The organism is Sneathiella sp., assembly GCF_041689005.1.
Taxonomy (GTDB): domain Bacteria; phylum Pseudomonadota; class Alphaproteobacteria; order Sneathiellales; family Sneathiellaceae; genus Sneathiella.
The window spans coordinates 1-22,826 of the sequence record NZ_JBDNHC010000159.1 but is presented as its reverse complement, the minus strand read 5'-3'; the positions used below and the strand labels follow the sequence as shown (position 1 = coordinate 22,826).

Below are 22,826 nucleotides of genomic sequence, written 5' to 3'. Positions count from 1 at the left end.
CCGGTTATTAAAATCTTAACCAAGATGTGGGCATTATCGGCCCGTAATAGTTGGAATGGAGGGCATGAATTTGACCCATTATCTCGTCACGGAAGAAAACCCGACCGGGAAGAAGCTTGAGGATGTCCTTGGCATGGTGCGTAAGGATATACTGGATCGTTGCACGTTGATAACCGATGATCAACGGATTGAAGCAAAAAACGTTCTCGCTAATAATATGAAAATCCTGAATTTCCTGACCGACGCCATCAGACTGGCCGAAGACAGCACGAGTATTCTGGATAAAGCGTTTGGTCCAAGTCAGGCCGCAAAAGGCGGTCCGCCGCGTATCGGCCATTTGTGACAGACCGCAGATCAGGCATGAAATAAATGAGGGGGCTTCCGAATCCGGTGCCCCCTCTTTTTTTGCCTCAACCTGTCAGACTTGTGCTGATGCGGAGAATTTAAACGCTGATTAGTTGTTAGAGTCAAGGGGCTATATCGCAATTTCGTCAAATGTTGAACAAATTCTTTCCACTATTTTGGCAAAAAAGAGCCGCCCTAAAAAAGGCGGCTCAAGTCAACAGGGAGGCGTCATAAGGTTGGAATTGGGATTCCAAGCCTGGCAGCCCAATAGGGGCCGCTGATCACAATTTAGGGCTTACTTCTTAAATTACAATTAATGCATACAATAATTCTGTTAATTTATGAGAAATCGGGTGATTCGCAGCCCATGGTGGGGGAAAACGGGAAGTTGCCGTTTAGCTTTACCCGTCAGGCCTTAAAAAATCCTGAGGCTGCGTTTTGGGCGGCTTGTTTCATTTTGATGACTGACTTAGTTTTCTCAATTTCGGCTTCAAGCTCCGATATATAGCTCGTCAGGTCCTCAATCGACATACTGTTGAAGTCTAATTTATCTTTGCGGGTTAGCGGTTTATCGTCATCTTCGCTTGTCATAACCACATTCCTCAATATGTTAAGACCGTATAAGCGGTCAGATTAACGGATAAGAGGCGGGTTGTCTGCGAATTTGCGGCAACAAGTCCGAAAAAGGCGAGGGATGGAAATGACGACAATACCCGAAACGATGACAGCCATTGAGATAAAAGAGTTCGGGGGCCCTGAGAATCTGGTGCCAACAACGCGACCCGTGCCAACGGTCGGGCATGAAGATGTTTTAGTGAAGGTCGCCGCGGCCGGGGTGAACCGCCCTGACGTTCTGCAAAGAGTAGGAGGGTATGCCCCGCCACCCGGCGCGTCTGACATACCGGGGCTAGAGATTTCCGGCACCGTTGCAGCTGTAGGGGCAGGAGTTACTAAATATAAAATTGGCGATCAACTCTGTGCCCTGGTTTCAGGGGGCGGGTATGCGGAATATTGTCTGGCCCCGGAAGCTCAGTGCCTGAATATCCCTTCTGGCTTCGATCTGGTGCAGGCGGCGGCCCTGCCGGAAACCTTCTTGACTGTCTGGACAAATGTTTTTGATCGCGGACATCTGACCGGTGGTGAGTCGTTTCTGGTCCATGGCGGCGCCAGCGGAATTGGAACGACAGCCATTCAATTGGCAAAAGCCTTTGGTGCACGTGTTTTTACGACGGCCTCAACCGATGAGAAATGCAGAGCGGTTGAAAAGCTGGGGGCGGAGCGCGGAATAAATTACCGTACCGAAGACTATGTTGAAATCGTCAAGGAACTGACAGAGGGGCGAGGTGTCGATCTCATCCTCGATATGGTCGGCGGGGACTACATACAACGAAATATCTCGGCGCTGGCGGTTGAGGGGCGCCTGGTTTATATCGCCTTTCTGGGCGGGGCCGTGGCGGAAGTCAATTTTGCGCATATGATGATGAAGCGCCTGACAATTACCGGATCGACATTACGGCCCCAGTCCGTGCAGGCAAAAGCAGAAATCGGGTCACGTCTTGAGAAAAAAGTCTGGCCTTTATTATCGGCAGGGACTATTAAGCCAGTAATGGACAGTGTATTTCCGCTGACCGAGGCGGCTGCGGCGCATCGCCGGATTGATGATTCCTCTCATATCGGTAAAATCGTTTTACAGGTTTAGATGTTTCCGGCCTAGACTTTGCGCCCTGTTTCCGCCATATACAGTAAAGAATTATATATTGGTTCCCGATCTCGTTTCGCGAGCTGAAAAAGGAGATATTATGGTTACGCCATTATTGCCTAAGGCAACGGCTGTTTGGCTGGTAGACAATACATCTTTGTCCTTTTCGCAGATCGGGGATTTTTGCGGATTGCATTCGCTGGAAGTTCAGGGAATTGCCGACGGGGAAGTCGCCATAGGTATTGTCGGGCTCGATCCGGTCGCTAATGGACAAGTGACACAGGAAGAGATTGATCGCTGTCAAGGAGACCCCGCCGCACGTCTGGAAATAAGCAAAGCAGCGGGAGATGTTCCGCAGCCACGCCGCCGCGGTGGTCGTTACACACCGGTTTCACGGCGCGGGGATCGTCCTGATGCTATTTCCTGGTTGTTGAAATTCCATCCGGAACTAACCGATGCCCAGATTTCAAAACTCATCGGCACGACCAAGACAACCATTAGCGCCATTCGGGAGAAATCGCACTGGAACTCACAGAATATCCGGCCGCGGGATCCGGTAAGCTTGGGCATCTGTACGCAGCTGGAGCTTGACGAAGCTGTGCAGAAATCCGCACATCGTCGCAAAGATGACGATCGCGGCAAACTTATTGAAGAAGTGGCTGCCGCTGTGGCTGCCGAGGCCGCCGCAGTGCCGTTGACCCCTTACGAAATGAAGAAACGTCTGGTTCATAAAGAAGAAGCTTATGATCCAAGGGCGGAAGCTGAAGCTGTATTTGGCAAATCCGCGCCGAAGAAAGTGGAAGAAAAAGAGACCAGGGTGAGCGCTGCCAAAAGTTTTGATGACCTGTTCAAATCATCTGCCAAAAAGTAAGAACTGCTTTTTGAGGCCACATAAAAACCGCAGGGTAATTCCTGCGGTTTTATTTTATCTGGACTATGGTCAATGCGCGGCCTTTAAAGCGGTGAAGCTATTGACATTGCCCTATAACCACTGCTTTTCTACGGAGAAATAATGATCGCCGGGAGTTAATAATGGCTAGCTATGAAGAAGACTATAGACGTTCACTAGATGATCCTGAGGGGTTTTGGGGCGATGCAGCGGCGGAAATCAGTTGGTACAAGCCATGGGATAGAGTTCTGAATGACGATAAACCGCCCTTTTACCGCTGGTTTGAGGGCGCGGAGCTGAATACCTGCTATAATTGTCTGGATCGCCATGTCGAAGATGGCCGGGGTGATCAGGACGCCCTTATCTACGACAGCCCGATGACTGGTCAGATTAAAAAATTCACCTATAAGGAACTTACCGGGCTGGTCGCCGGTTTCGCCGGCGGGTTGGCCTCTCTCGGTGTCACCAAGGGGGACAGGGTTCTTATTTATATGCCGATGATCCCGGAGGCGGTGATCGCCATGCTTGCCTGCGCTCGTCTCGGCGCCATTCATTCCGTGGTATTCGGTGGCTTCGCGCCAAAAGAACTGGCAACCCGTATTGACGATGCAAAACCCGTCTGCATCATTGCCGGCTCCTGCGGGCTGGAACCCGGCCGCATCATTGAATATAAGCCGCTGCTGGACGGGGCGATCGACCTGTCTACGCATAAACTGGAGAACTGCGTCATTTTGCAGCGCCCTGAATGCGTTGCGAAGTTGAATTCCGGGCGGGACCATGCCTGGCAGGAACTTGTGGCGTCAGCGACGCCCGCCGATTGCGTGCCCGTTGCGGCAACCGATCCGCTCTACGTCCTGTATACGTCGGGAACGACTGGTATTCCAAAAGGCGTTGTGCGGGATAACGGCGGGCATGCAGTTGCCCTTAAATGGTCGATGAAGCATGTATACGGGATCAACCCCGGCGAAGTTTTCTGGGCTGCATCGGATGTAGGATGGGTTGTCGGACATTCTTACATTGTCTACGCACCGCTTCTTCATGGATGTACGACTATCTTGTTCGAGGGCAAGCCAGTGGGTACGCCGGACGCAGGAACGTTTTGGCGGGTCATACAGGATCATAATGTAAAAGCACTGTTTACGGCGCCGACTGCATTCCGTGCAATCAAGCAGCAGGATCCGGAAGGCAAACTGGTTGGAGATTATGATTTCAGCAATTTTGACACCTTGTTTCTGGCTGGGGAGAGGGCCGACCCGGATACTATCATTTGGGCTCAGGAAAAACTGAAAGTACCGGTCCTTGATCATTGGTGGCAAACTGAATCCGGCTGGCCAATGGGCGCAAACTCTATTGGCTATGGCATGAAACCGGTCAAGCTCGGAAGTCCGACCCTTCCCGTTCCCGGGTATGACATCCGGGTCATAAACGAGGGTAATGATAACAGCGAAATATCGACCGGTGAAATTGGGTCAATTGCCGTAAAGCTGCCGTTACCACCCGGCACGTTGCCGACGCTATGGGAAAATGACGAGGGATATGTAAGGTCTTATCTCGCCGATATCCCGGGATATTATAAAACCGGTGATGCCGGATTTATTGATGAGGACGGATATCTGTTCATCATGGCCCGGACCGATGATATCATTAATGTCGCCGGTCACCGGCTGTCGACGGGGGGAATGGAAGAAGTCTTGGCTGGACATCGGGATGTGGCGGAATGTGCGGTCATTGGTATCCAGGATGCCCTAAAAGGCCAGATTCCGATGGGCTTTGTTGTTCTTAATGCGGGGGTTAACCGGCCTGATGCTGATGTCACCAAGGAGCTTGTAAGCCTCGTACGGGAAAAAATTGGGCCGGTGGCGACGTTTAAAATTGCCCTGGTTATCAAACGGCTTCCTAAGACTCGATCCGGCAAAATACTCCGGGGTGTCATGCGTAAGATTGCTGATGGAGAACCCGTTAAGATACCTGCGACAATTGAGGATCCGGCAATATTAACAGAAATTACTGAAATACTGGCGACCGCGGGTTTTCCTGCACCGCGAGTTTAGAGGAGGCCTATTATGAGCCTGAAGGGGAAAACAGCAATCGTCACCGGGGCAGCCCAGGGAATAGGCTACAGTGTCGCCACGCGGTTTGTTAAAGAGGGGGCGATGGTCTATCTGGCCGACACTAATCAAGAGGCTGCTGAGGCGGCGGCTAAAGTCCTCGGCGACCTCGCCATCGCAAAGGTATGCGACGTGTCGAAAAAATCGGACTGTGATAAGCTGGTTGCCGATGTGGTCAGCGAGCAGGGCCGACTTGATATTCTGGTTAATAATGCCGGTATTCTGAGGACGGGGGATGTCCTCGAAATATCGGAGGAGGATTTTGACGCGGTCCTTGCCGTAAATCTCAAAGGGGCATTTCTGCTAAGTCAGGCGGCAGGCAAGGTAATGGTAGGGCAGGCGACTGGCGGAAGTATTATCAATATGTCATCGGTCAACGCCCTGCTGACAATTCCAAATATTTTGCCCTACAATGTCTCCAAAGGAGGCCTTAACCAGTTAACAAGGGTAATGGCAGTTTCCCTTGCGCAGCGCGGTGTCCGGGTGAACGGTATCGGTCCCGGTTCAATTGCGACTGAAATGCTCGAAAAGGTAATGGAAGATGATGCCGCCCGGCAAGCAATTCTCTCGCGGACTCCTATGGGCCGAACCGGTCGGCCTGACGAAATTGCCAATATCGCAATGTTTCTGGCGTCCGATGAAAGCTCCTATATCACCGGCCAGATCATTTATGCGGACGGCGGCAGGCTGGGGCTTAACTACACTTCTCCCGTACCGGATGCCTGAGCGTAACCGTTAAACCCTGGTTTTCGCGGTGTCGAGTGCTGTCAGCAGCGCTGCCGCTTTTGGATCACTTTCATCCATAATTTTTTGAGCTACCGCCCAGCCAAGTACGTCTGTATGGATCTTGATGAAATCCAGATTTAGGTCGCTGATAGCCAATTTTGGATCTGTCAGATCACAAAGTCCCGAGCCTATTGATCCAATCATAGGGTAGCCGAAAGTGCCCCCCAATCCTTTTATATCATGGGCATGACCAAAGATTATTTCCTGTTCTTCCTTCCCGCCTTTGCTTGCCCGAAGAACGGCAAGAGCCTCGGTGATTGCCGCGATGCTGGCTAAAACACCATCCAGAAATTGCTCCCTCAGGCCGTTCATATTTCGGGAAGCCCGCCGCCTGATTTGGCCAATAGACGGCGCATCTTCGTCAGAGATCACCTTGAATTTCAGCTTGTCCGGTGGGTGATGTATTTCATATTCACCCATATTTTCGATTTTCACCATTTAACACCTATAAAAAAATTTAGAACGTTGTATATGCGTCAATACTACTCGCGCCGTTCCAGGCCTTCATATCCGCGCATCGCACGTCGTCGGTCGGGACCAATAAATTCCTTGGCCTTGATGAAGGGACGGGGGTGCTCGACCATCCATACCAGGCGGTCGAACAGCGCGCCTATTGAAACTGGTTTCGCCAGAAACTCAGTGGCGCCGGCGTTCCGTGCCTCTATAACGGTTCCCATGTCTGTTTGTCCGGAGAGGACTAGAATAGGGACATAGGCATCGACATCCTTTTCACCTTTGCGAATGAGCCGAATGAGATCAAACCCGTTTAGCGGAGTCATCTTTAGGTCCGAAATGATAATGTCTGGCGGGCTTTCCTTCATCATTCTAAAGACATTGTTGGCATTGACGCAGCTCCGGAATTTATCAATATTCATGGCTAGCAGGAGATGCTTGACAATCAGGTGCATATTCTTGTTGTCATCAACGAACAGAATATCCAGGTTTTTAAAGTTATAGTTTTGCGTCATCTGACCCCAAGTGCATTCATAGACGTTTATATGGTTAATACTCTATCAGTCCATCCTATACCTGTTAAATCCTAATAAACTCCAAAAGAACCGGTATTTTTTTCCAGACGCGAGATTTACACAAATCCGGCAGGGCGGAGATCTACGCACATTAGTGCGACTTTTATCTGGATTATTCGTCTGCGGATAAATATCATCAGTTACAAAACAAACGATGGGAGATTATTTTGCCAAAAGCAATTGATGTTGAGGCGGTATTGGGCACACTTACCCCTCTGCGAGGCAGGGGGCCGGAAACAGTTGAAGCGGATGAAGGCGAAGCGTTTGCCACTCTTGCCAGCTTCGATAAGGGCGCGGTGTTTGTCGGCAGCTTCGATGGTGAAAGCCCATGGGAGCGGCACCGCGGGGGAGATGAACTTGTCCATATTTTGAAGGGAGAGACGAGCCTGACAATCCTGACGGACAATGGCGAGCATTTATTGTCGCTGAAGGCGGGAATGCTGACAGTCGTCCCCAAGGCATGCTGGCACCGGTTTAGCTCGCCCTGCGGTGTGACGGTGCTTACGGTAACCCCGCAGCCGACGGAGCATTCGACAGCGGATGACCCGCGATAAATGCATTTGGCGTGCTTAATAAAAAAGCCCTTCCGGTTGTCCAAAAGGGCTTTTTCTTTAAAAATTTAAGCGGCGTGACTAGCCGACATAACTCACTGTGATCACCTCGTAGGCCTTTGATCCCCCAGGTGTCGTTACCTCGATGCTGTCTCCCTGTTCCTTGCCGATCAGGGCGCGCGCCAAGGGGGCGGTGATGGAGAGGCGGCCTTCTTCAATGCTGCTTTCATCTTCGCCGACGATCTGGTAACTGGTTTCCTCATTTGTATCTTCATCGGCGAGCAGAATCGTTGCTCCGAACTTGATCTGGCGACCAGAAATTTTGGAGACATCAATGATTTCGGCACGCCCGAGTTTGTCCGCCAGTTCGGCGATCCGGCCTTCAATAAGGGATTGCTGCTCCTTGGCAGCATGATATTCGGCGTTTTCTGAAAGATCTCCATGTTCGCGTGCGGTGGAGATCGCCTGAATGACCGCCGGCCGGGCCGTCGATTTCAGATGCTTCAGTTCTTTTTCAAGCCGGGAATTCCCGGCCGCCGTCATTGGTATTCTTTCCATATATTTCTCAATTACGTCGTTTACGCAAATGCCCCTGTTTTTCGCCTTTGCGAAAAGGCAATTTAATAATATCTCATATAATTGTCATCAAGAGATTAAGAATAAGATTGAAGTGGTTTAACTTCAAGGGTTCCTGTCATTATTTTCTCTATCGCCATCACTGTAGCGCGGGCGCCGGCGACTGTCGTCGAATAAGGCGTTTTCATAACCAGCGCGGTATGACGGATATCGTAACTGTCACGAAGTGCCTGTACGCTTTCGGTGGTATTGAATACCATCGCAATTTCTCCGTTCTTCATATTGTCGACAATGTTTGGTCGCCCCTCCATCACCTTGTTGACACGGCTAACATTTAGGCCCTGATCGTTCAGGTGTTTTGCAGTGCCGCCGGTGGAAACGACATCGAAGCCAAGTTTAATCAACTTGACAACGATCTCCGTCATCGGCGCTTTATCAAGGTCTTTCACCGAAACAAATACGGTTCCCGATGTCGGCAGGACCACACCGGCCGCAATCTGGGATTTCAGGAAGGCCGATCCGAAATTCGTATCGATACCCATTACCTCGCCGGTTGACCGCATTTCCGGCCCGAGCACAACATCGACTCCGGGAAACCGCGAGAACGGAAATACGGCTTCCTTGACGGTGACGTGCTTCAGGGTGCGGTATTGCAAATCGAAGGACGCAAGACTTTCCCCGGCCATGATGCGGGCCGCGACCTTGGCAATGGGATAGTTGATGCTTTTGGCCACGAAGGGAACCGTTCGGCTTGCCCGCGGATTTACTTCTAAAATATAGATAACTTCGTCCTTGATGGCGAACTGGACGTTCATCAGGCCGACAACATTCAGGGCCAGCGCTAGTGCCTCCGTTTGCCGCTTGATTTCATCTATTAACCCTGAGGACAAGGTATGTGGTGGAAGCGAGCAGGCGCTATCGCCGGAATGGATTCCGGCTTCTTCGATATGCTCCATTATTCCGGCAACGAAGACGGTTTTTCCATCACACAGGCAGTCGACGTCGACCTCAATGGCATTTTGCAAATATCCATCCACGAGCACCGGGGTGTCACCGGATACAATTACCGCTTCGCGCATATACCGATCCAGGGATTCGCTGTCGCGAACGATTTCCATGCCTCGTCCCCCGAGCACATAGGACGGACGGACAACAACCGGAAAGCTGATTCTTTCGGCAATCGCGAAGGCCTCCTCGACGGAGCGGGCGATACCGTTTTCCGGCTGCTTGAGATTGAGTTTATGGAGGAGTTGCTGAAACCTTTCCCGGTCTTCCGCGAGATCAATGGCATCCGGTGTGGTTCCGAGTATGGGAACGCCGGCGGCTTCAAGGCCAGCCGCAAGCTTCAGGGGAGTCTGTCCGCCAAACTGGACGATTACGCCATGCAGGGTTCCCCGCGATTGTTCCTTACGAATAACGGCGAGAGTGTCTTCAACGGTCAGCGGCTCAAAATACAGCCGGTCCGATGTGTCGTAATCGGTCGAGACGGTTTCCGGGTTACAATTCACCATGATGGTTTCATAACCGACCTCGGATAGGGCATAGGCGGCATGAACGCAACAATAGTCAAATTCGATACCCTGGCCGATCCTGTTCGGACCGCCCCCGAGGATAATTACTTTCTTCGCCTCTGTGGGCTCGGCTTCACAAACAGCGTCGTCCCATTCGTTCCCTTCGAATGTGGAATACATGTACGGCGTTTGTGACGAAAATTCCCCGGCGCAGGTGTCGATACGCTTGAACACCGGCTGGATATTAAAGTCTTTCCGTACAGCGAACACCTGCTCTTCTGTAATCTCCGCAAGCTCCGCAAGGCGTCCGTCGCTAAAACCCATGGATTTGAGTTTTAAAAGGCCCCCCTTCGTTGTCGGGATACCGCCGGCCCGGACTGCGTTCTCCATGGTGACGATGGTTTCAATTTGAGCAAGGAACCAAGGTTCATACTGGCTGGCAGTTTGGATTTCCTTGAGAGTGAGGCCTTCGCGAAACGCCTGGGCGATATTCAGCAGTCTCTCCGGTGTCGGATGGGCGAGAATGGCATGAATTTTCTGCTTGTCCGCCTGCGCGTCACCTGAGAGGGCGAAATTTTGCTCGTTCAAGCCCGTCAGGCCGGTTTCAAGAGAGCGCAGCGCCTTTTGCAGGCTTTCTGCAAAGGTACGGCCGATAGCCATGGCTTCACCGACGGATTTCATCGCCGTGCCAAGTTTCACTTCTGCACCAGCGAATTTCTCGAACGTAAAACGTGGAATTTTCGTGACGACATAGTCGATCGTGGGCTCAAAAGAGGCGGGGGTCGTGCCCGTTATGTCGTTATCAAGCTCGTCGAGAGTATAGCCGACGGCGAGTTTCGCGGCAATTTTTGCAATCGGAAAGCCAGTCGCCTTGGAGGCAAGCGCGCTGGAGCGGGACACCCTCGGGTTCATCTCAATGATAATCAGCCGACCGTTCTCCGGATTGACGGCAAACTGGACGTTCGATCCGCCTGTCTCGACACCAATTTCCCGCAAGACCGCAATGGAGGCATTGCGCATGATCTGATATTCTTTGTCCGATAGTGTCAGGGCCGGGGCGACCGTGATGGAGTCTCCCGTATGCACACCCATTGGATCGACATTTTCGATCGAGCAGATAATGATACAGTTGTCCGCCTTGTCGCGAACAACTTCCATCTCAAACTCTTTCCAGCCGACGATGCTCTCTTCGACCAGAACTTCAGTGGTTGGTGATGCATCTAGTCCGCTGGCTACAATTGTCTCGAACTCCTCCCGGTTATAGGCAATGCCGCCGCCGGTGCCGCCAAGGGTGTAGGACGGCCGGATGATGCAGGGAAGCTTGACTATTTCCAGTACCTTCCAGGCTTCCTCAAGCGTATGGGCGACGGCGCTCTCGGGCATGTCGAGCCCAATTTTGAGCATGGCGGTCCGGAACTGGTCGCGGTCTTCGGCCTTGGCGATCGCCTCACGGTTGGCCCCGATCAACTGAACACCGAGGCGGTCAAGCACACCGCTTTCAGCAAGAGCGAGAGCTGTATTAAGCGCTGTTTGTCCGCCCATCGTCGGCAAAATCGCATCCGGCCGTTCTTTTTCAAGAATTTTCTCGACAATTTCCGGGGTGATTGGCTCAACATAGGTTGCGTCCGCAAGGTCCGGGTCAGTCATGATCGTTGCCGGGTTTGAATTGACAAGAATCACCCGATACCCTTCCTCTTTCAGGGCCTTGCAGGCCTGGGTGCCGGAATAGTCAAATTCGCAGGCCTGCCCGATCACTATCGGACCGGCGCCAATAATCATAATGGAATGAATATCCGTACGTTTAGGCATGAGCGTCGACCAGATCTATAAAGCGCTGAAAAAGATATTGGCTGTCCTGTGGGCCGGGACTGGCTTCGGGATGATACTGAACAGAAAAAACCGGTTTTCCGTCGATCCGAAGGCCTTCCACAACACCGTCAAACAGAGACTTGTGGGTTTCGATAATTCCGGCGGGCAGGCTCTCTCTGGTGACGACAAAACCGTGGTTCTGCGACGTGATTTCGACCTTGCCCGTTGCCAGATCCTTGACCGGCTGATTGGCGCCGCGATGACCCTGATGCATTTTGATGGTTTTCGCACCCAAGGCTAGGGCCAGCATCTGGTGCCCGAGACAAATTCCGAAGGTCGGCGTACCACTGTCAACGCATTGACGAATGACAGGTACGGCATATTCCGCTGTTGCTGCCGGATCTCCAGGCCCATTGGCGAGAAAAATTCCGTCTGGTTTCAGAGCCATAATCTCGTCAAAGCTGGCGGTCGCGGGAACAACAGTGATCCGGCATCCGAGACTGGCGAGGCAGCGGAGAATATTATTCTTCACGCCGTAGTCAACGGCGACAATATGCCGTTTCCACTCGACTTGTGTGCCATAGCCTCCGGCGATGTTCCATTTCGTCTGTGTCCAGTCGTAGGGCTCCTTGCAGGAGACTTCCTTGGCGAGATCCATTCCTTCAAGGCCGGGCCAAGCGGCGGCCTTTCGCGCCAGATCTTCAAGATCAAATTTGCCGTTCACATCATAAGCGATGATCCCGTTTGGAGCCCCTGCTTTTCGGATGGAATGGGTCAAGCGGCGAGTATCGATCCCGGCAATGCCGGTCAGGTTTCGTTTTTTTAACCATTCATCCAGATGGCCTGTTGCACGCCAGTTGGCGGGTTCTGTGATGTCGGCGCGGATAATCAAGCCGTTCGCGGCGATACCGCTCGTCTCAATATCCTCATCGTTAAATCCGACATTGCCGATGTGGGGAAAGGTAAAGGTAATAAGCTGTCCGGCAAAGGAAGGGTCGGTCAGGCTTTCCTGATAGCCGGTCATTGAAGTATTAAAACAGACTTCTCCAACAGTTTCGCCAACTGCCCCGATACCGAAGCCGTGACAAACGGTTCCATCGCCGAGAACAAGGACCGCTGTCGCCGTCCGCTCTTTGTTTAAATCAACCGTGATGCTTGAATAAGACATGATAATGGAGACCCTCTTGCGGTTAGTTCCGCCGAGCCGATTTTTCCTCTGGCCTGCTGCTGATATTGCGCAGCAACATAAGGAGTTTAAGGGGGCGCGTCAAGTTTTTCGGCTGAAAAATAACCTTTTAATATCAAGGGCTTACAAAGAAAAATTGGTTTGCTAAAATTCATTGTATCCGTTAGTATGGCGCCTTTCTTCACAATAGATTTGCGCATGTATGCTACGAACCAAAATTAAAGACTCTTTAAAAGAAGCAATGAAATCAAAGGATAAGCGGAAACTTTCGACGCTTCGCCTGATTATTGCCACCTTACAGGACAGAGATCTCGCCGCCCGCGACAAGGGGGCGGACGAAGGAATCACTGACGAAGAGATTCTCCAAATGCTGACGACAATGGTTCGTCAGCGCAGGGAGTCCATTGCCGCATACGAGAAGGGCGGCCGGATTGATCTGGCTGCCTCGGAACAGGAAGAAATTGACATCATTTCCGACTATCTTCCCAAACAGTTTGATGACGGCGAAACCAAAAAGGCTGTGGAACAGGTCATAACTGAAATTGATGCCCAAGGCCTCAAGGATATGGGGCGCACCATGGCCGAGTTGAAAAGCAAATTTGCCGGTCGAATGGATTTTTCCAAAGCAAGCGCTATGGTGAAGCAGGCACTTGGCAAATAGAGCCTAGATATAAATTTTTCCGTTGGAATATAATTTACCGGTTAAATTGCATATCTGGGCGAAAATAAATACGGGTGTAAGGAATGTAAATGGCCTTTCCGCCGCAATTCATGGAAGAGCTGAACGCGCGTGTCGGTCTTGCTGACTTGATTGGTCGCCGCACGAAACTGACAAAAAAGGGGCGCGAATATTCGGGCCTGTGCCCCTTCCATAATGAAAAAACCCCGTCCTTTACCGTCAATGAGGAAAAAGGCTTCTATCATTGCTTTGGCTGTGGCGCTAACGGTGATCTGATCGAGTTTGTAAAACAGACAGAAGGCGTTTCCTTTCCGGAGGCGGTAGAGCGTCTGGCAGCGATTGCCGGGATGCCGATGCCGGTCCAGCATCCCGCCGACAAGGCCCGCCAGCAACGGACGGCGACCCTGCATGAGGCCATGGAACTCGCGGCTAAATGGTTTTCCGCTCAGCTCGCCTCGCAGGCAGGAACAGGCGCCCGGCAATATCTGGAGCGGCGCCAAGTTTCAGCGAAGGCGGTCTCGGCATTCCGTCTGGGGTATGCGCCGGGCGGCCGCACGGGACTGAAGGAAGCGCTGATTGCCCGCGGGATGACCGAGGCGATTCTGCTGGAAGGCGGGCTTATTATCAAACCTGAGGACGGCCGCGACAGCTATGATCGATTCCGGGATCGTTTGATGTTCCCCATAAGTGATCGCAGGGGGCGTGTAATCGCCTTTGGGGGACGGGCCCTCGGGGATGCGCCGGCAAAATACCTTAACTCACCCGAGACACCTCTTTTTCACAAGGGGCATGTTCTTTATAACGTGGCGCTGGCACGACAACAGGCGTTTGAGGCGGGGAATGTTATCGTCGCCGAAGGATATATGGATGTCATCGCGTTGAGTGATGCAGGGTTTCTGCAGTCCGTTGCGCCCCTTGGCACTGCCATAACCGAGGAACAGTTGCAGATTCTCTGGCGCATGGCTCCTGAGCCGATTATGTGCCTTGATGGGGACGAGGCGGGGTGGCGTGCAGCTCTCCGCGCCGCAGAACGGGCATTGCCGCTGCTTAAGCCGGGGTGCTCCCTGCGGTTTGCCCTGCTGCCGACGGGTGTTGATCCTGATGACCTGATCCGCAAGGACGGGAGCGGGGCAATGAAGGAAATTCTGGACAACGCAGTGCCGTTATCCGAAATTCTCTGGCGCAAAGAGGCGGATAATCATCCCGTCGATACACCTGAACGGAAAGCCGCTCTGGAATCGTCTCTCTACAGTTTATGCAATCAGATCAGTGACCCGGCTGTACAGGGACATTATCGGTCCTACTTTAAGGACAGACTCTGGACTGCTTTCCGCTCACATCAGAAGCCATTCAACACGTCGAAGGGCGTTGAAAAAGGACGGTCGCGGGACAGGATATCCAAAAATCGATTCGACCGATTCGCGAATCACTCAATCGATTCGCACTTTTTTGCTACCTCATCGCTTACGCCGGGTTCCGTGTTTGCATCCGGGCGAGGGGAGAAATTATTGGTACTGACGGTGATAAACCACCCTGAAATATTGGAAAATCACTTTGATGCCTTCGCAGCATTGCAGTTCTCAAGTCCTCAGCTTGACAGACTGCGTCGCTCGATAATAGATATTGTCGCAGTCGAATCGTCCCTTGACTACACGGGCATGAGTCACCACTTAGCTAAACGTAAATTGTCTGAGCAAGTAAAGGGCTTAGAAGGTCCGGCAACAAAGTCACTCGATTGGTTTGTTGATCCGGAAACGGCTCTTGAAGATGCTCTTAACGGGTGGCTCCATATTCTGGCACGCCACAAGCGGGAGGCGCTGGAGCAGGATCTCGAAACAGCGCAGAGGCAATTGGGAATAGATGCAACGGCAGAAAATTTCGAGCGCTTGAAATTCGCGCAAAAAGCCCTGCAGGACGCGGCGGGGAATGAAGCTGATTTGGTCGGGTTCGGATTAGCCTCCGGCCGCAAGAATAATGTATAATTAACTGTGACCTGACATATTCCGGACAACGGTTGGGTTATGGTAATTTTCTAGGAGTTCAAATTTTATGGCGACAAAGAGTGCGGAAGCAATTGATACGTCGGATCAGGTAGGAGAAAACCCGGATAGTCCGTTGATAGATGCCTCACAGGCAGCCGTTAAAAAGATGCTCGCGAAGGCCAAGGACAAGGGTTACGTCACGTTTGACGAGCTGAATGCGGTGTTGCCGCAAGATCAGATGTCATCGGAGCAGATTGAGGACACAATGTCGCTACTCTCTGAAATGGGCATTAATGTCGTCGAGAACGACGAAGAAGGCGGCGAAGACAATGTCGCGGTAAAGACCGACAATGATGACGACGAAGACGAGGAGCGTGAAGAAAAGCCAGTAAAGGAAGTCGTCGAAAAACCCGCCTCCACCGCCGGGGATCGCACCGATGATCCAGTCCGCATGTATTTGCGGGAGATGGGAACAGTGGAGCTGTTGTCGCGTGAAGGCGAAATTGCCATTGCCAAACGCATTGAGGCTGGCCGGGGCAAGCTCATTGGCGCTATTTGCGAGTCACCTCTGACTATCCGTGCCATTCTCAATTGGCGAGAGTTGATGTTACAGGAACGCCTGCTGCTGCGTGATGTGATTGACCTTGACGCTACTTATGGCGCGGGGGCCGCGGCCGAGAAGGCTTTGCAGGAGGGTTTCAGCGAGGACAGCGAAGATGATGAGTTGCCCGCTAAAGGCCTCAATGACGACGATTCTGACAAAGAATCGAATTCAGAAGACGACAAGGAAAAAGGTCAGGAAGACGACGCTGACGGGGAAGAGACTAGCAAGAGAGACGATGACGAGGATGACGACGATGCAGAAGACAATACAATGTCGCTTGCCGCTCTCGAGGAAACCCTCAAACCAGAAGTCTTTGAGCGGTTCGACGATATCGCTAAAACATACAAGAAGCTGCATAAACTCCAGGAAGTAAAGCTGACAGCTGCGCTTGAAAATGAGACAGTCACCAACACCCAGGAGCGGAAATACGAAAAACTCAAGCTGGAATTGGTTAAATTGATGGATGATGTCCATCTGACCAGTAACCGCATTGAGGCTCTCGTTGACCAGCTATACGGTATAAACCGCCGCCTGATGAGCCTTGAAGGTAAATTGCTGCGACTTGCCGAACGCCATAAGGTTGCGCGTGCTAGCTTCCTTGAGCATTATTTCGGGGCGGAACTGGATCCGGGCTGGGTCGAGAAAATGAGCATCCTGAAAGCCAAGGGGTGGCGTGATTTCACGACAAACGAGGCAAGTGGTATCAGTGAAATCCGGGGGGAAATTATCAAGATTTCTTCTGAATTCGGCATGCCGATGAATGAATTTCGCCGGATTGTCAGCACCGTTCAGCAAGGGGAGCGCGAAGCCAGCCGGGCAAAGAAGGAAATGGTTGAGGCCAACTTGCGTCTCGTGATATCGATCGCCAAGAAATACACTAACCGGGGCCTACAGTTCCTTGACCTTATTCAGGAAGGCAATATCGGCCTGATGAAGGCGGTGGATAAATTTGAATACCGTCGGGGCTATAAATTCTCGACTTATGCGACCTGGTGGATCCGTCAGGCAATTACCCGGTCAATCGCCGATCAGGCGCGAACTATTCGTATCCCGGTCCATATGATTGAGACGATCAACAAGCTTGTCCGGACGTCGCGTCAGATGCTGCATGAAATCGGGCGGGAGCCAACCCCGGAAGAACTGGCGGTCAAGCTCGGGATGCCACTCGAAAAAGTGCGTAAAGTCATGAAAATCGCCAAGGAACCCATCAGCCTTGAAACGCCGATAGGAGACGAGGAAGACAGTCATCTCGGCGATTTTATCCAAGACGAAAATGCCGTTCAGCCGTTGGATGCGGCAATCCAGTCTAATTTGCGGGAAACGACGACACGGGTCCTGGCCTCTCTCACGCCGCGGGAGGAACGGGTCCTTCGTATGCGATTTGGGATTGGTATGAATACCGATCATACATTGGAAGAGGTGGGCCAGCAATTCTCGGTCACCCGCGAACGCATTCGGCAAATAGAGGCCAAAGCGCTCCGCAAACTCAAGCATCCCAGTCGGTCACGTAAACTCCGGAGCTTCCTTGATACATAGATAATAACCGGTGACGAGGTAAAAATTGGCGACACATCGATTTCGCCAATTGCGTCTCGTCGGCGAACAGGCTAATAAAGTCACAAATCATTGACGATACCGTCAAAAGAAATCAGGGCCTGTAGCTCAGCTGGTTAGAGCCGTCCGCTCATAACGGACTGGTCGTAGGTTCAAGTCCTACCGGGCCCACCACTAACACCTTGTTATTACAGGGTTTTTTGAGATATGATGCAGTTGGTTTGCTGCGAACTAGCGACCAGTTTATGTCTCTCAAAACCCTGTGATAGCAAATTTTCCTGAATTTTCGATGTATTTAAAGAACTGGCAGAGACTTGTCGATGGCTCTGTGATTCTTATAATGAATTCAAAGGGTTAAAAACGGCCTGGTTGCGAGTTCATGTGTCGTGCGGTCCACCACTTCTTCAAAGGCGAACCTGGATCCAGTCCAGGTTCGCCCCTGAACCCCGCAGAACCGGGGCTTCGGGGTTATCCGGTGATGGCAGAGACTCTCCAAATTAGCCACATTTAGTAGATTTCCCCATTCGTCTCTGACGCCCTGTTTCAGGGTCCAGTTCATGGGATATTACGATGGACTATTGATGGAACCCGAGCCGCTTTTGTTGCTCATTCCAGTCCATTGGGAGGGGACTTATTCTCTTGAGAGATTTAACATTCAACGTCTCCGGCTGACGACCGTTGAGAATATCCTCAATGATGGAGGGCGCCAGAAAGGCGAGTGGAAGGACCCGGGTTATCTCCGTATCAAAGACCTTTTCCCGTTCGGCAATTTCCTTCACTGATCCGGCGTCCCCAGATGCCAACTGATCAAACCAGTTTTTTGCCTTTGCAATCAGCCGACAGAGGTCCGGGTCGGGATGCCGACCACTCGATTGTCCGGCAATCACCAGCTTAGCCTCAACTCCCTTGCGTTGTAGTTTGATGGCAAGCCTAAGAGGAATAATGTTGTCATGCTCATTACTGGCAACGTTCTCCTCCATCGTCAACAAACTGGCCAGGGCCTTACGGCTTAGATCAATCGTGATGGCGTCGGCGGACAAGCCAACCCTCTGAACGATTGCCTGCAGGATGGCTTGCTGATGCCCGGTATTCTCATCAATAAGTTTGCCTGCCAATTCATCTGCCTCAACATTTAATCTTTGCAACAGCGACGGAGCGGGGTTAGCAAAATCGAGCAAATCCATCAGCCTTTGCTGGTCTTGAAGCAGTGCCCAAACAGGCCGGATAACCGTCACATTTGTTGGAGAAGACCGCTCCCGGCGGTTGCTGCTCATAATCTGCTGAACCTGACCCCAGACCTCCTGATCAACGACGGCTTTATGCATCCCCGGATTGGTTTCTCCTTTGTGCAGGATCATGCCGATGTAAAGAGGATTGGAGAGCAACCGATAAAGATTGCCCCGCAAGAGTGGCTTGCCGCCCGCAACAGATCCATCCTTACGGATGTTTTGCTTGGTAACAATACCGAGGCGATCTACTTCCGCTTTTAAAAGCCGGACTGTCCTGAGTTCGATATAAAGGTCAAACAGCTGTCGGACAATGGCGGCCTCCCTTTCATTGATCACCAGCTTACGATCCTCAACGTCGTATCCGAGCGGCAGATTACCGCCCATCCACATGCCTTTCTTTTTTGACGCCGCGATCTTGTCCCGGATCGGCTCTGCGGTGACTTCCCGTTCAAATTGGGCAAACGACAAGAGAACATTCAATGTCAGCCGTCCCATGGAGGAAGTGGTATTGAACGCTTGCGTCACCGAGACAAACGAGACATTCCTTTCATCCAGCCTCTCAATGATCTTGGAGAAGTCGGCGAGCGACCGGGTGAGGCGATCCACCTTATAGACGACGATGATATCGACCTCTCGCCTGTCAATGGCTGCTAACAGTTCCTTGAGGGCAGGGCGATCCATGGTCCCGCCGGAGGCATTGTAACATTAACTTGCAGTAGGCGCGAATAAATCTCGCTAGGGCTTTTTAGGCGGTTTTGCTTGCAGTTGCCCAAACGTCAAATGCTTCAGCGCGACTTTGCTTGAAGAGAGATCGATTGATTAGGTGACGTTGAAGGTAAAAGTTATTGTAAGTGGCTGAGTGGATATTGAGAAATCTCTGGGCTGATCCGGGCGACTTAAATTTCTGCATTTTTCGCTCTCTTCGTCGTACTGGGAGATGCGAGTTCTCAGCACGGTTGTTTGATCGCTTGTTGTCAATATGCTCAGCGTTTAAGTGCAGTGTTTGAAACGCTTTATGATAGGATTTCAGCTTATCTGTGACGATTTGTGTTGGCGCGAAACCCTGCTTCTTCAATAATGTTCTCATCAGTTTCAAGGCAGCTTTAGCGTTTCGACTTGGTTGTACGAGGAAATCAAGGGCCTCTCCTTCGCTATCAACGGCACGCCACAGAAAATGGCGTTTTCCTCGAATGACGATGACCATTTCGTCTCGGTGCCAGATATCGGAGGGAGTAGGGCGAGAGAATGTCAGATTTTGAGCAATGGGCACTCCAAATTTCAGGAACCAACGTTGAACCGTTTCGTAGGAAATATTTAGACCTCTTTCCGCAAGAAGATCTTCAATATCTCGATAACTTAGCGTAAATCGGGCATACAGCCAGACGGCATGCTGAATGATATGAGGCGAGAAACGATGGCGCTGATAGGAAATCTTTTTCATCGAAGAAGACTAATTCAACGCCGGATCCTTTTCCAAGAAGTTAATTTGACAACACCCGGGGAATCCCATCGCTGCCTCTTTTGACGAGATTTACTGGAAATGATAATCTCCTATATGATGTCCCGTAGATTTTAGTGACATCAGGTTCAAGAGCTGGTTCAAGAGGCGAACCGCATACAAGGGAAGCCGCCATCATGGCCATCTGCTTGATTGGCAGTGCAATTGTCGTTATTCCGGCCCCCCAGATCTCATACCAGTCAGGATCATCGTAGCCGACGAGAGAGATGTCTCGCGGAACCTCTAATCCAGTTTCCCTAATCGCTTTGAGCGTTCCAATGGTAAATTGGGCACTGCCAAGCACGATCCCAGTTGGCCTATTCGGTTTAGTCAGTAATTCAATGGCAGTATCGTAGCCGTATCCGGGCCCTGGTGGACCTAGCTTGACGGTAGTTTTGACATTCGATGCGTCCGACACGGCCAGTTTGAAACCCTCGGCGCGTTCTATGCCGGTTGATAGTGTCTCGTTTCCGCTGCCGATATATGCGATGTGTTTGTGACCGAGTTCAATCAAACGCCGCGCTGCGAGCCAGCTTGCGGTCCTGTCTTCCGAAACGATGACATCGGAATCAATAAGTGGATGGCGGCGTACAAGTTGCTGGCAGAAGACGTTGGTCAGGAGATCTGCTGTTTCCTGATGCATATTGACCACCGGTGTGATGATGATTCCCCTAGTACGCGCTTCGCAAAGTGAACGAACGTGACGCAATTCGAGGTCCGGATCATCTTCGGATATGGATAGTACGAGCTGCATACCGGATGCAGCGAGGGTTTCTGCTATAACTCTTGCTATTGCACTGAAAAAATGATTCTCCACATCGGGAAGAATGAAGCCGACAATGTTTGATTGACCACCGCGCAGCAACTTCGCGGCCGCATCCGGGATATACCCCATTTTGGCGGCGGCGTCACGCATCCGCTTTTTGGTTTTCGCGCTAACCACAGGTGAGTCGTTCAGTGCTCTTGAGACGGTTACATGTGAAACGCCGAGTTCGGCAGCGATATCCTTAATGGTCGGTCCGTTTCGGTTCGGTCTCACTCGGCGCATGGGCGTCTCGTTCTGATCCCAAAGTGGTTACGGATAGACAAGCGTGTCTGCTTGATTTCGATGCTCATTTCTCTGTATAGCATAAGACAGACAGCCAATGTAAGCCTAAGTTTACACGTGTACATTCTAGTCACGATAAATGCCCGACTGTCACCCTTCCGGCCGGTCGGAACAAGGGCCTGGCGAGCACTCCAGATTCTGGAATTAATCTCAATAAAATCAATACTTTGTGACTCAACCGTGGAGAAGTATAGCCCTGCAGTTGACAATGCTTTTGGTTCAATGATAGAGTATATGTACACGTGTACATTAGACAATCAAACAGAACATGAGGGGAGGCACCTAATATGACTACTAAAAATCGGATGAGTTGGCTCGTTGCCGTATTGCTGCTGATGATCTCAAGCAACAATGCATTTGCAGCGAACTCAAACTCGAAAACATACGAGTTGGCAATGGCGAGTCTCGAGCCGGTCGAAGCGCCCAGCACTAAGACAGTGCAGTATCTGGCAGAACTCGTAGCGAAACGAAGTGATGGTCGTTTGAAGATCAATCCGAATCCCGGAGGTACGCTTGGAAACGGACTACAAATTATGGAGGGCGTGAGCATTGGCACCGTCGACATGGTTTCGATGGTGCTCGAATGGTATGCACCATTCGTCAAGGATGTTAATGTCTACGTCATGGGGTTCACTTTCAGAGACACGGATCATTTTAGGAAATTTATCGATTCAGACATATTTGATGAGATGAAGCAGCAGATTCTGGACAAAATGAACGTCCGGGTCTTGGCGGCCAACTGGGTTGGACTTCCCCGAGTTCTGGTATCCAAAATGCCGGTAAATTCGCCAAAAGATATTGCGAACATTAGCATGCGGGTTCCTGAAATTGAAACCTACCTGAAAGTATGGCGTGGCCTCGGAACGAATCCCACCCGTGTCGCATGGCCGGAAGTCTACCTGGCTCTAAAAACCGGCACTGTAGATGCAGCTGAAGGTCCGCTCGATCAAATGTACGCCACCAAGTTCTATGAAGCGGCACCGTACATAACGTTGACTAACCACCTGCAGCAGGCGTTTACTGTATCCATCAACGAAGACGTATATGCGAACCTTCCGGATGATCTTAAGAAAATACTTGCCCAGGCCTCGCTTGAGGCCGGTGAGCATTTCCAGGAACTGGTCAGAACTCAGTACAGTAAAGATCGGCAGAAAATGATCGACGGTGGGGCGACGATAAGCGAAATCGATACACGCCCGTTTCAGAAGATGCTGATGCCTGTCATTAAGGAATCGGAGGACACCGGATTCTGGACACCCGGTTTATACGATCGGATCCAGTCTCTCAATTAGAGCGAAAATAGATTGGCTCTCAGGGGAGTCACAGCGACGTTGTCGTGACTCCTCTTTTTGCCATGGCTCCCCTTTGCTTAGGACTATCAGCACTTCCCATGTCGACTGTCAGCCTCATTCTCAAAGCCAAGCAACAGATATACCGTTTTCTCGTATCCGCTTGCGCGCTTGCTTTGGTGGTGATCTTCATCACCACGCTGGTACAGATATTCATGCGAAGAGTTCTTCAAAGCCCGTTGGAATGGCCAGAGGATCTGGCAGTATTTCTTTTCATATGGATCACCTTCCTTGGTGCTGCCGTTCTGTTCGATAAGAAGATCCTGATCAGTGTAGATACCGTTGTAACCCTCCTGCCGGATCGGGCCCAACAGGTTTGTCATACGATCGGCAAC

The 22,826-nt window shown here is 51.3% G+C and carries 20 protein-coding genes, 1 tRNA gene and 1 pseudogene; 12 read left to right on the top strand and 10 right to left on the bottom strand.

What is annotated here, in order from left to right:
• The first annotated feature begins 64 nt into the window (after positions 1 to 64).
• Complete coding sequence (locus ACESNI_RS17390) at positions 65 to 343, top strand: histidine kinase (RefSeq protein ID WP_373089318.1); 279 nt, start codon at positions 65 to 67, stop codon at positions 341 to 343.
• Between the two features lie 410 nt (positions 344 to 753).
• Here ACESNI_RS17390 and ACESNI_RS17385 read toward each other — a convergent pair whose 3' ends face one another.
• Complete coding sequence (locus tag ACESNI_RS17385; RefSeq protein WP_373089316.1) at positions 754 to 936, bottom strand: DUF1192 domain-containing protein; 183 nt, start codon at positions 934 to 936, stop codon at positions 754 to 756.
• Positions 937 to 1,045: 109 nt separating this feature from the next.
• Here ACESNI_RS17385 and ACESNI_RS17380 point away from each other — a divergent pair, with 109 nt between their 5' ends.
• The 4 genes from ACESNI_RS17380 (at position 1,046) to ACESNI_RS17365 (ending at position 5,767) form a co-directional block, all read left to right on the top strand.
• Positions 1,046 to 2,044, top strand: a complete 999-nt coding sequence (locus ACESNI_RS17380; RefSeq protein WP_373089314.1) for an NAD(P)H-quinone oxidoreductase — start codon at positions 1,046 to 1,048, stop codon at positions 2,042 to 2,044.
• Between the two features lie 100 nt (positions 2,045 to 2,144).
• A complete protein-coding gene (locus ACESNI_RS17375; protein WP_373089312.1) occupies positions 2,145 to 2,915 on the top strand; it encodes a DUF1013 domain-containing protein in 771 nt (256 codons plus the stop codon).
• A 161-nt stretch (positions 2,916 to 3,076) separates the two neighbouring features.
• Positions 3,077 to 4,984: a propionyl-CoA synthetase gene (locus ACESNI_RS17370; RefSeq protein WP_373089310.1), complete on the top strand. Its 1,908-nt coding sequence runs from the start codon at positions 3,077 to 3,079 to the stop codon at positions 4,982 to 4,984.
• 12 nt (positions 4,985 to 4,996) lie between these two features.
• Positions 4,997 to 5,767, top strand: a complete 771-nt coding sequence (locus tag ACESNI_RS17365; protein ID WP_373089308.1) for an SDR family NAD(P)-dependent oxidoreductase — start codon at positions 4,997 to 4,999, stop codon at positions 5,765 to 5,767.
• Between the two features lie 9 nt (positions 5,768 to 5,776).
• Here ACESNI_RS17365 and ACESNI_RS17360 read toward each other — a convergent pair whose 3' ends face one another.
• Both ACESNI_RS17360 and ACESNI_RS17355 read right to left on the bottom strand, forming a co-directional pair.
• A complete protein-coding gene (locus ACESNI_RS17360; protein WP_373089306.1) occupies positions 5,777 to 6,265 on the bottom strand; it encodes a hypothetical protein in 489 nt (162 codons plus the stop codon).
• Positions 6,266 to 6,309: 44 nt separating this feature from the next.
• Positions 6,310 to 6,795 carry a PleD family two-component system response regulator gene (locus ACESNI_RS17355; RefSeq protein WP_373089304.1) on the bottom strand — a complete coding sequence of 162 codons (486 nt, stop codon included), beginning with the start codon at positions 6,793 to 6,795 and terminating at the stop codon, positions 6,310 to 6,312.
• Between the two features lie 227 nt (positions 6,796 to 7,022).
• Here ACESNI_RS17355 and ACESNI_RS17350 point away from each other — a divergent pair, with 227 nt between their 5' ends.
• Positions 7,023 to 7,409, top strand: coding sequence for a cupin domain-containing protein (locus ACESNI_RS17350; RefSeq protein WP_373089302.1), 387 nt, complete (start codon positions 7,023 to 7,025; stop codon positions 7,407 to 7,409).
• 78 nt (positions 7,410 to 7,487) lie between these two features.
• Here ACESNI_RS17350 and greA read toward each other — a convergent pair whose 3' ends face one another.
• From greA to carA, 3 genes are all read right to left on the bottom strand, one after another.
• Positions 7,488 to 7,964, bottom strand: a complete 477-nt coding sequence (gene greA / locus ACESNI_RS17345) for a transcription elongation factor GreA (RefSeq protein WP_373089300.1) — start codon at positions 7,962 to 7,964, stop codon at positions 7,488 to 7,490.
• 95 nt (positions 7,965 to 8,059) lie between these two features.
• Positions 8,060 to 11,302 carry a carbamoyl-phosphate synthase large subunit gene (gene carB / locus ACESNI_RS17340; protein ID WP_373089298.1) on the bottom strand — a complete coding sequence of 1,081 codons (3,243 nt, stop codon included), beginning with the start codon at positions 11,300 to 11,302 and terminating at the stop codon, positions 8,060 to 8,062.
• Entirely contained in the window at positions 11,295 to 12,470 is a 1,176-nt protein-coding gene (gene carA / locus ACESNI_RS17335) for a glutamine-hydrolyzing carbamoyl-phosphate synthase small subunit (RefSeq protein WP_373089296.1), read from the bottom strand. The genes carB and carA overlap by 8 nt, the downstream gene beginning before the upstream one ends.
• Before the next feature lie 220 nt (positions 12,471 to 12,690).
• On the opposite strand from carA, the gene ACESNI_RS17330 reads away from it, so the two are divergent.
• The 4 genes from ACESNI_RS17330 (at position 12,691) to ACESNI_RS17315 (ending at position 17,481) form a co-directional block, all read left to right on the top strand.
• Entirely contained in the window at positions 12,691 to 13,149 is a 459-nt protein-coding gene (locus tag ACESNI_RS17330; RefSeq protein ID WP_373089294.1) for a GatB/YqeY domain-containing protein, read from the top strand.
• Between the two features lie 89 nt (positions 13,150 to 13,238).
• Positions 13,239 to 15,149: a DNA primase gene (gene dnaG, locus ACESNI_RS17325; protein ID WP_373089292.1), complete on the top strand. Its 1,911-nt coding sequence runs from the start codon at positions 13,239 to 13,241 to the stop codon at positions 15,147 to 15,149.
• Between the two features lie 67 nt (positions 15,150 to 15,216).
• Positions 15,217 to 17,289 (top strand): RNA polymerase sigma factor RpoD, encoded by a 2,073-nt coding sequence (gene rpoD / locus ACESNI_RS17320; protein ID WP_373089290.1) that lies wholly within the window; start codon positions 15,217 to 15,219, stop codon positions 17,287 to 17,289.
• Positions 17,290 to 17,404: 115 nt separating this feature from the next.
• Positions 17,405 to 17,481: transfer RNA gene (locus ACESNI_RS17315), tRNA-Ile, on the top strand.
• A gap of 401 nt (positions 17,482 to 17,882) precedes the next feature.
• Here ACESNI_RS17315 and ACESNI_RS17310 read toward each other — a convergent pair.
• The 4 genes and pseudogenes from ACESNI_RS17310 to ACESNI_RS17295 all read right to left on the bottom strand — a co-directional run bounded on the left by ACESNI_RS17310 (position 17,883) and on the right by ACESNI_RS17295 (position 21,082).
• Positions 17,883 to 18,920 (bottom strand): recombinase family protein, encoded by a 1,038-nt coding sequence (locus ACESNI_RS17310; RefSeq protein ID WP_373089330.1) that lies wholly within the window; start codon positions 18,918 to 18,920, stop codon positions 17,883 to 17,885.
• A 12-nt stretch (positions 18,921 to 18,932) separates the two neighbouring features.
• A pseudogene (locus tag ACESNI_RS17305) lies at positions 18,933 to 19,220 on the bottom strand (recombinase family protein); the annotation flags it as partial.
• A gap of 61 nt (positions 19,221 to 19,281) precedes the next feature.
• Positions 19,282 to 19,977, bottom strand: a complete 696-nt coding sequence (locus tag ACESNI_RS17300) for an IS6 family transposase (protein WP_373089288.1) — start codon at positions 19,975 to 19,977, stop codon at positions 19,282 to 19,284.
• Between the two features lie 40 nt (positions 19,978 to 20,017).
• On the bottom strand, positions 20,018 to 21,082 hold the full coding sequence (locus ACESNI_RS17295) for a LacI family DNA-binding transcriptional regulator (protein ID WP_373089286.1): 1,065 nt from the start codon (positions 21,080 to 21,082) through the stop codon (positions 20,018 to 20,020).
• Between the two features lie 347 nt (positions 21,083 to 21,429).
• Here ACESNI_RS17295 and ACESNI_RS17290 point away from each other — a divergent pair, with 347 nt between their 5' ends.
• Together ACESNI_RS17290 and ACESNI_RS17285 are read left to right on the top strand one after the other, a co-directional pair.
• Positions 21,430 to 22,434, top strand: a complete 1,005-nt coding sequence (locus ACESNI_RS17290) for a TRAP transporter substrate-binding protein (RefSeq protein ID WP_373089284.1) — start codon at positions 21,430 to 21,432, stop codon at positions 22,432 to 22,434.
• 98 nt (positions 22,435 to 22,532) lie between these two features.
• The coding region (locus ACESNI_RS17285; protein WP_373089282.1) for a TRAP transporter small permease at positions 22,533 to 22,826 on the top strand (294 nt) is incomplete at its 3' end.

Bases quoted from the DNA above. Each gene is read 5' to 3' on its own strand.
- ACESNI_RS17380 (WP_373089314.1), top strand. From the start codon at position 1,046: ATGACGACAATACCCGAAACGATGACAGCCATTGAGATAAAAGAGTTC.
- ACESNI_RS17390 (WP_373089318.1), top strand. From the start codon at position 65: ATGAATTTGACCCATTATCTCGTCACGGAAGAAAACCCGACCGGGAAG.
- ACESNI_RS17385 (WP_373089316.1), bottom strand. From the start codon at position 936: ATGACAAGCGAAGATGACGATAAACCGCTAACCCGCAAAGATAAATTA.
- greA (WP_373089300.1), bottom strand. From the start codon at position 7,964: ATGGAAAGAATACCAATGACGGCGGCCGGGAATTCCCGGCTTGAAAAA.
- carB (WP_373089298.1), bottom strand. From the start codon at position 11,302: ATGCCTAAACGTACGGATATTCATTCCATTATGATTATTGGCGCCGGT.
- dnaG (WP_373089292.1), top strand. From the start codon at position 13,239: ATGGCCTTTCCGCCGCAATTCATGGAAGAGCTGAACGCGCGTGTCGGT.
- ACESNI_RS17355 (WP_373089304.1), bottom strand. From the start codon at position 6,795: ATGACGCAAAACTATAACTTTAAAAACCTGGATATTCTGTTCGTTGAT.
- rpoD (WP_373089290.1), top strand. From the start codon at position 15,217: ATGGCGACAAAGAGTGCGGAAGCAATTGATACGTCGGATCAGGTAGGA.
- ACESNI_RS17290 (WP_373089284.1), top strand. From the start codon at position 21,430: ATGACTACTAAAAATCGGATGAGTTGGCTCGTTGCCGTATTGCTGCTG.
- ACESNI_RS17375 (WP_373089312.1), top strand. From the start codon at position 2,145: ATGGTTACGCCATTATTGCCTAAGGCAACGGCTGTTTGGCTGGTAGAC.
- ACESNI_RS17370 (WP_373089310.1), top strand. From the start codon at position 3,077: ATGGCTAGCTATGAAGAAGACTATAGACGTTCACTAGATGATCCTGAG.
- ACESNI_RS17365 (WP_373089308.1), top strand. From the start codon at position 4,997: ATGAGCCTGAAGGGGAAAACAGCAATCGTCACCGGGGCAGCCCAGGGA.
- carA (WP_373089296.1), bottom strand. From the start codon at position 12,470: ATGTCTTATTCAAGCATCACGGTTGATTTAAACAAAGAGCGGACGGCG.
- ACESNI_RS17360 (WP_373089306.1), bottom strand. From the start codon at position 6,265: ATGGTGAAAATCGAAAATATGGGTGAATATGAAATACATCACCCACCG.
- ACESNI_RS17330 (WP_373089294.1), top strand. From the start codon at position 12,691: ATGCTACGAACCAAAATTAAAGACTCTTTAAAAGAAGCAATGAAATCA.
- ACESNI_RS17295 (WP_373089286.1), bottom strand. From the start codon at position 21,082: ATGCGCCGAGTGAGACCGAACCGAAACGGACCGACCATTAAGGATATC.
- ACESNI_RS17310 (WP_373089330.1), bottom strand. From the start codon at position 18,920: ATGGGCGGTAATCTGCCGCTCGGATACGACGTTGAGGATCGTAAGCTG.
- ACESNI_RS17300 (WP_373089288.1), bottom strand. From the start codon at position 19,977: ATGAAAAAGATTTCCTATCAGCGCCATCGTTTCTCGCCTCATATCATT.